The 6,226-nt window shown below is 60.4% G+C and carries 7 protein-coding genes and 1 pseudogene; 7 read left to right on the forward strand and 1 reads right to left on the reverse strand.

Annotated features, from left to right (window positions below; all coding sequences use genetic code 11):
• The 6 genes from HX846_RS07350 to HX846_RS07375 form a co-directional block, all read left to right on the forward strand.
• Positions 1–573, forward strand: a 573-nt coding sequence (locus tag HX846_RS07350) for a YicC/YloC family endoribonuclease (RefSeq protein WP_178965192.1), incomplete at its 5' end; no start/stop codon positions are given.
• Between the two features lie 11 nt (positions 574–584).
• A complete protein-coding gene (gene gmk / locus HX846_RS07355) occupies positions 585–1,205 on the forward strand; it encodes a guanylate kinase (protein ID WP_003213284.1) in 621 nt (206 codons plus the stop codon).
• Positions 1,206–1,372: 167 nt separating this feature from the next.
• Complete coding sequence (rpoZ, locus tag HX846_RS07360) at positions 1,373–1,636, forward strand: DNA-directed RNA polymerase subunit omega (RefSeq protein WP_003176920.1); 264 nt, start codon at positions 1,373–1,375, stop codon at positions 1,634–1,636.
• A gap of 60 nt (positions 1,637–1,696) precedes the next feature.
• Positions 1,697–3,802, forward strand: coding sequence for a bifunctional GTP diphosphokinase/guanosine-3',5'-bis pyrophosphate 3'-pyrophosphohydrolase (gene spoT / locus HX846_RS07365; RefSeq protein ID WP_008439435.1), 2,106 nt, complete (start codon positions 1,697–1,699; stop codon positions 3,800–3,802).
• A gap of 24 nt (positions 3,803–3,826) precedes the next feature.
• Positions 3,827–4,207: a RidA family protein gene (locus tag HX846_RS07370; RefSeq protein WP_003213288.1), complete on the forward strand. Its 381-nt coding sequence runs from the start codon at positions 3,827–3,829 to the stop codon at positions 4,205–4,207.
• 63 nt (positions 4,208–4,270) lie between these two features.
• Positions 4,271–5,014: a hypothetical protein gene (locus HX846_RS07375; RefSeq protein ID WP_178965193.1), complete on the forward strand. Its 744-nt coding sequence runs from the start codon at positions 4,271–4,273 to the stop codon at positions 5,012–5,014.
• 43 nt (positions 5,015–5,057) lie between these two features.
• On the opposite strand, the gene HX846_RS07380 is transcribed toward HX846_RS07375, so the two are convergent.
• Positions 5,058–5,909: an SDR family oxidoreductase gene (locus HX846_RS07380; protein ID WP_008439436.1), complete on the reverse strand. Its 852-nt coding sequence runs from the start codon at positions 5,907–5,909 to the stop codon at positions 5,058–5,060.
• 188 nt (positions 5,910–6,097) lie between these two features.
• Between HX846_RS07380 and HX846_RS39480 the strand changes: the two are divergent.
• Positions 6,098–6,226, forward strand: a pseudogene (locus tag HX846_RS39480) (tonB-system energizer ExbB); the annotation flags it as partial.

The raw sequence follows: 6,226 nt of genomic DNA on the forward strand, positions 1-6,226 counted from the left end.
ATCAAGCAGCCTGCCGCCATCAACCCGCTGGAAGTCCTGGCCTGGCCCGGCGTGCTGGTGGCCGATGCCACTGACCCACAGGCGTTGAACGCCGAGGCGCTGACCCTGTTCAACCAAGGCTTGAAAGAACTCAAGGCCGGCCGCGAGCGTGAAGGGGCCGAACTGGCCCGCCTGATCAGCGACCGCCTGACCTCCATTGAAGAAGACGTGGTGACCCTGCGCGAACTGGTGCCGCAGATGCTTGCCACCCAGCGCCAGAAGGTCCTGGACCGCTTCGCCGACATGCAGGCCGAACTGGATCCGGTGCGCCTGGAGCAAGAGATGGTCCTGCTGGCGCAAAAAAGCGACGTTGCCGAAGAGCTCGACCGCTTGAGCACCCACATTCTGGAAGTGCGCCGCGTGCTCAAGTCCGCCGGTGCCGCCGGTCGGCGCCTGGACTTCCTGATGCAGGAACTCAACCGCGAAGCCAATACACTGGGCTCCAAAGCCTTTGATCCGCGCAGCACCCAGGCTGCGGTCAACCTCAAAGTGTTGATCGAGCAAATGCGCGAACAAGTACAGAATATCGAGTAAGGCACCCTGACATGACCCACAGCACCGGCACCCTGTACATCATTTCTGCCCCATCGGGCGCGGGCAAAAGCAGCCTGGTCAAGGCCCTGACCGACGCTGACGAGCAGATCCGCATCTCGGTGTCCCACACCACCCGCGCCATGCGCCCGGGTGAAGTGAACGGCGTGCACTACCACTTCGTCGAGCGCACCGAGTTCGTCAAGATGATCGAGCACGGTGATTTCCTGGAGCGCGCCGAGGTCTTCGGCAACCTCTACGGCACCTCGCAAAGCCACCTGCAGCAGACCCTGGACGAAGGCCACGACCTGATCCTGGAAATCGACTGGCAGGGCGCCGAGCAAGTGCGCCAGCTGATGCCCAAAGCCCGCTCGATCTTCATCCTGCCGCCTTCGCTGGAAGCGTTGCACCAGCGCCTGACCAATCGTGGCCAGGACAGCGACGAGATCATCGAAGGTCGCATGCGTGAAGCCGTCAGTGAAATGAGCCACTACGTCGACTACGACTACCTGATCATCAACGACGATTTCGCTCACGCGCTGGACGATCTGAAAGCGATTTTCCGCGCCAATCAGCTCCAGCAAAAGCGTCAGCAGCAGCGTTTCGGCAAATTATTGGCCGAACTGCTCGGCTGATTGGCTCTTCCCAAAACCGCTGCAGGGGCTTTACATTGGCACTTGTAGCGCGTTTGCGATGGCCTGCGAAAAATCAGCGCTTCCCTAAACGCTGGTGATTTTTTAAACTGTTCAGTCCGCTCGCCCAACCGGGCAGCGCGCATATTGCATTCGCTCCGAGGAATACCATGGCCCGCGTAACCGTTGAAGACTGCCTAGAACACGTGGATAACCGCTTTGAGCTGGTCATGCTCTCTACCAAGCGTGCCCGTCAACTGGCCACTGGCGGCAAAGAGCCCCTGGTCCAGTGGGAAAACGACAAGCCTACCGTTGTAGCCCTGCGTGAAATCGCTGAAGGCCTGATGAGCTACGAGTTCATCGCCAACGCCGAAATCGTTGAAGACGAACCGCTGTTTGCAGCGTTCGAGGACGAGTCCAACGAGGCCGTCTAAGCCTATGCCTGGTCGACGTAGCACGGCGCGGGGTCACAGCCAACGGCAGGAGTTAATACTTTGCCGAGCATAGACGCCCTCGCCGATCGCTTATCGACCTACCTCGGCCCAGACCAGGTCAACCTGGTCCGCCGAGCGTATTTCTACGCCGAACAAGCCCACGACGGCCAACGCCGCCGCAGTGGCGAGGCGTATGTCACGCATCCTCTTGCCGTGGCCAATATTCTTGCCGACATGCACATGGACCATCAGAGCCTGATGGCCGCGATGCTGCATGACGTGATCGAAGACACCGGCATTGCCAAGGAAGCGCTCAGTGCGCAATTTGGCGAAACCGTGGCCGAACTGGTCGACGGGGTCAGCAAACTGACCCAAATGAACTTCGAGACCAAGGCCGAAGCCCAGGCGGAAAACTTCCAGAAGATGGCCATGGCCATGGCCCGGGACATCCGGGTGATCCTGGTCAAGCTGGCCGACCGGCTGCACAACATGCGCACGCTGGAAGTGCTGTCCGGTGAAAAACGCCGGCGCATCGCCAAGGAAACCCTGGAAATCTACGCGCCCATCGCCAACCGGCTGGGCATGCACGCCATTCGTATCGAGTTCGAAGACCTCGGCTTCAAGGCCATGCACCCGATGCGTTCCGCGCGCATCTACCAGGCAGTGAAACGCGCCCGGGGCAATCGCAAGGAAATCGTCAACAAGATCGAAGAATCCTTGAGCCATTGCCTGGCGATCGATGAGATCGAGGGCGAAGTCAGCGGCCGGCAGAAACACATCTACGGCATCTACAAGAAGATGCGCGGCAAGCGCCGGGCCTTCAACGAGATCATGGACGTGTACGCGTTCCGGATCATCGTCGACAAGGTCGATACCTGCTACCGCGTGCTGGGTGCTGTACATAATTTGTACAAGCCCCTGCCGGGACGCTTCAAGGATTACATCGCGATTCCCAAGGCCAACGGTTATCAGTCGCTGCATACCACGCTGTTCGGTATGCACGGGGTGCCGATCGAGATCCAGATCCGTACCCGCGAAATGGAAGAGATGGCCAACAACGGCATCGCCGCCCATTGGCTGTACAAATCCACCGGCGACGAGCAGCCAAAAGGCACCCATGCCCGCGCCCGCCAGTGGGTCAAGGGCGTGCTGGAAATGCAGCAACGTGCCGGCAACTCCCTGGAATTTATCGAAAGCGTGAAGATCGACCTGTTCCCGGACGAGGTCTACGTGTTCACGCCCAAAGGCCGGATCATGGAGCTGCCCAAAGGCTCCACGGCGGTCGACTTTGCCTACGCGGTGCACACCGATGTGGGTAACAGCTGCATAGCCTGTCGGATCAATCGTCGACTGGCCCCGCTGTCGGAACCGCTGCAAAGCGGCTCCACGGTGGAGATCGTCAGCGCACCGGGCGCGCGCCCGAACCCGGCATGGCTCAACTTCGTGGTCACCGGCAAGGCTCGCACCCACATCCGTCACGCCCTGAAACTGCAACGCCGTTCCGAGTCCATCAGCCTGGGCGAACGCCTGCTGAACAAGGTGCTCAACGGCTTCGACAGCTCACTGGACAAGATCCCGGCCGAACGCGTGCAGGCGATGTTGCACGAGTACCGCCAGGAACTGATCGAAGACTTGCTGGAAGACATCGGCCTGGGCAACCGCATGGCCTATGTGGTCGCGCGCCGCTTGCTGGGCGAAGGCGAACAGTTGCCAAGCCCCGAAGGCCCGCTGGCGATTCGCGGCACCGAAGGCCTGGTGCTCAGCTACGCCAAGTGCTGCACGCCGATACCGGGCGACCCGATTGTCGGCCACCTGTCTGCGGGCAAAGGCATGGTGGTGCACCTGGACAACTGCCGCAACATCAGTGAAATCCGCCACAACCCCGAGAAATGCATCCAGCTTTCGTGGGCCAAGGATGTCACTGGCGAATTCAACGTCGAGCTGCGAGTCGAGCTGGAACACCAGCGCGGCCTGATCGCCCTGCTGGCCAGCAGCGTGAACGCGGCCGACGGCAATATCGAGAAAATCAGCATGGACGAACGTGATGGCCGCATCAGCGTGGTCCAACTGGTGGTCAGCGTGCACGATCGCGTGCACCTGGCCCGCGTGATCAAGAAACTGCGCGCCCTGACCGGGGTCATCCGCATCACCCGCATGCGCGCCTAGCCCATCCATTACAAGGAGTCATTCATGACCAAGACTGTTATCACCAGCGACAAGGCACCAGCAGCAATCGGTACTTATTCCCAGGCGATCAAGGCGGGCAATACCGTCTACATGTCCGGCCAGATTCCACTGGACCCAAAAACCATGGAGCTGGTTGAAGGCTTTGAAGCCCAGACCATCCAGGTCTTCGAAAACCTGAAGTCGGTTGCCGAAGCTGCGGGCGGTTCGTTCAAGGACATCGTCAAACTGAACATCTTCCTCACCGACCTGAGCCACTTCGCCAAGGTCAACGAGATCATGGGCAAATACTTCGAACAGCCGTACCCTGCCCGCGCCGCCATCGGCGTTGCCGCCCTGCCAAAGGGCGCGCAGGTTGAGATGGACGCCATTCTGGTCATCGAGTAAAACATCCGGCGCAGCGCTTCCACGGGAAGGCTGCGCCGAATTGGTTCTTGGAAGGATTTCGTAATGCGCAAAGCGCTCGTTGCCTCTTCGTTGCTCGCCCTGTTGCTCGGCGGCTGCGCCAGCAATCCCGCCGACCTGGATGTGAGCGGCACCTGGATCAACCAAGCCGCCATCGACGCGGCAGCCAAGGGCGGCCCTTTGCGTGAAGCCCTGCAGAGCTATGGTCCGAACCTCGAATGGGAGGTGAACACCAAAGCGTCCCAGGCCCGCTACTACAACGGTTTTGAAGTAGCTGAAGGCAAATTGCTGGGTGAAAAATCCGGCGCCTGGAGTGTCGATTTCTACGGCAGCTCCGCCACTGAACTCAAGCGTAAAGGCAAGCTGCTGCTGCAAGGGGCCAATGATAACGAGCCCGAGCAACTGTTCGCCCGTGCCAAGGATCCAGCCCCCGAAGGCGCGCCACTGGGTGCCAACTTCGAACGCACCCTGTACGCCGCCTACATGGGCGGCACCTGGAAAATCAGCAGCGGCACTGGCGAAGGCGCCACCGTACAGTTCCAGGCCAATGGCCAGGTGTCCGGCTTGCCCGGCGCCGATCAGTACTCGCTGTGCCTGGCGGGCGATTGCGCCTCCATGAGCGGCGGCTACGACAGTATCTGGCTACAGTTGAACGGCCAGGGCAACCCGTGGATCTTTGCGCGCAAGGGCAAGCAACTGGAGATCTTCCAGGCGATCAACACCGCCCAGGCCGACGAGGTACCCTCGTTTACCCCCGGGCCACGACAGTGGTTGCTGGAAAAACAGTGACGCAAAAAAGGAGCCCTCAGGCTCCTTTTTCTTCACGCCGCGATCAACCCTCCAGGATCGCCGCATACCCTTCGCGATAACTCGGATAACGCGGCACCCAGCCCAACGCCTTGGCCCGGGCGTTGCTGCACTGCTTGCTACCGGCGCGTCGCACGCTGGCGTTCTCGGCCCATTCGGTCACGCCAAGGTACTCGCGCAACCAGGCAACCACCTCGGCCAGCGGGGCCGGAGCATCGTCAACGCCGATGTAGCACTTATCCAGCACACCCCCCTGCTCCACGTGCTGCAGCAAAAACGCCAGCAAACCCGCCGCGTCATCGGCGTGAATCCGGTTGCCATATAAAGGCGGATCAATCGCCACGCGATAGCCCTGGCGCACTTGGCTCAACAACCACTCCCGACCTGGACCATAAATCCCGGTAAGGCGCACGACACTGGCGGGAATGCCGCTATCCAACGCCACTTGCTCGGCTTCCAGCATGACTTGGCCGGAATAACCGCCTGCCTTGGTCTCGGAGCTTTCGTCGACCCACTCACCGTTCTGCTGCCCATACACACTGCTGCTGGACACAAACAACAGGTGCTTGGGCTCCTGGCCGTAGTCGTTCAGCCACTCCAGCACATGCCGCAACCCTTGCACGTATGCCGCACGATAACCCGCCTCGTCGTGATCGGTGGCGGCCGCGCAATACACCAGGTAATCCACCCCGCCCACCGGCCAGGTATCGGGACAGTCTTCATTGAACAGGTCGCCGGCAATCCCGATAACGCCCTTGGGAAGGCGCGAAATATCCCGCCGCAGGCCATGAACCTCCCAGCCCTGGGCCAGCAATTGGGTGGCCAGACGGCTACCGACATCGCCGCAACCGGCAATCACCACAGAAGGCGCAGACATCACAAAACTCCGTTCTTAAAGGTCAAGGTTAGCCCCCGCAGATGACCAGCGGCCAGCAAAACGACAAATAAAGTAACTGTATTACTTCTGTTAACAAGAATTACTTGCAATAATAACCGCCCATTTGTCCTCGACCCGTTACGGTCTGGAAGGACGCTCACTCATTTTTTCTCTCAGGTCCGGCCAGCATGACACGCAATACATCCCCCGCTTCGCCAACCAAGCCTCACAGCCCATCCCGCGCCTGGCGTGCGATTGCTGCAGTGCTGTTCAGCGTCCTGCTGGCACCGACCGCCGCGTTCGCCGACAACACCGCG

This window comes from Pseudomonas sp. K5002 (assembly GCF_013386655.1).
GTDB lineage: Bacteria > Pseudomonadota > Gammaproteobacteria > Pseudomonadales > Pseudomonadaceae > Aquipseudomonas.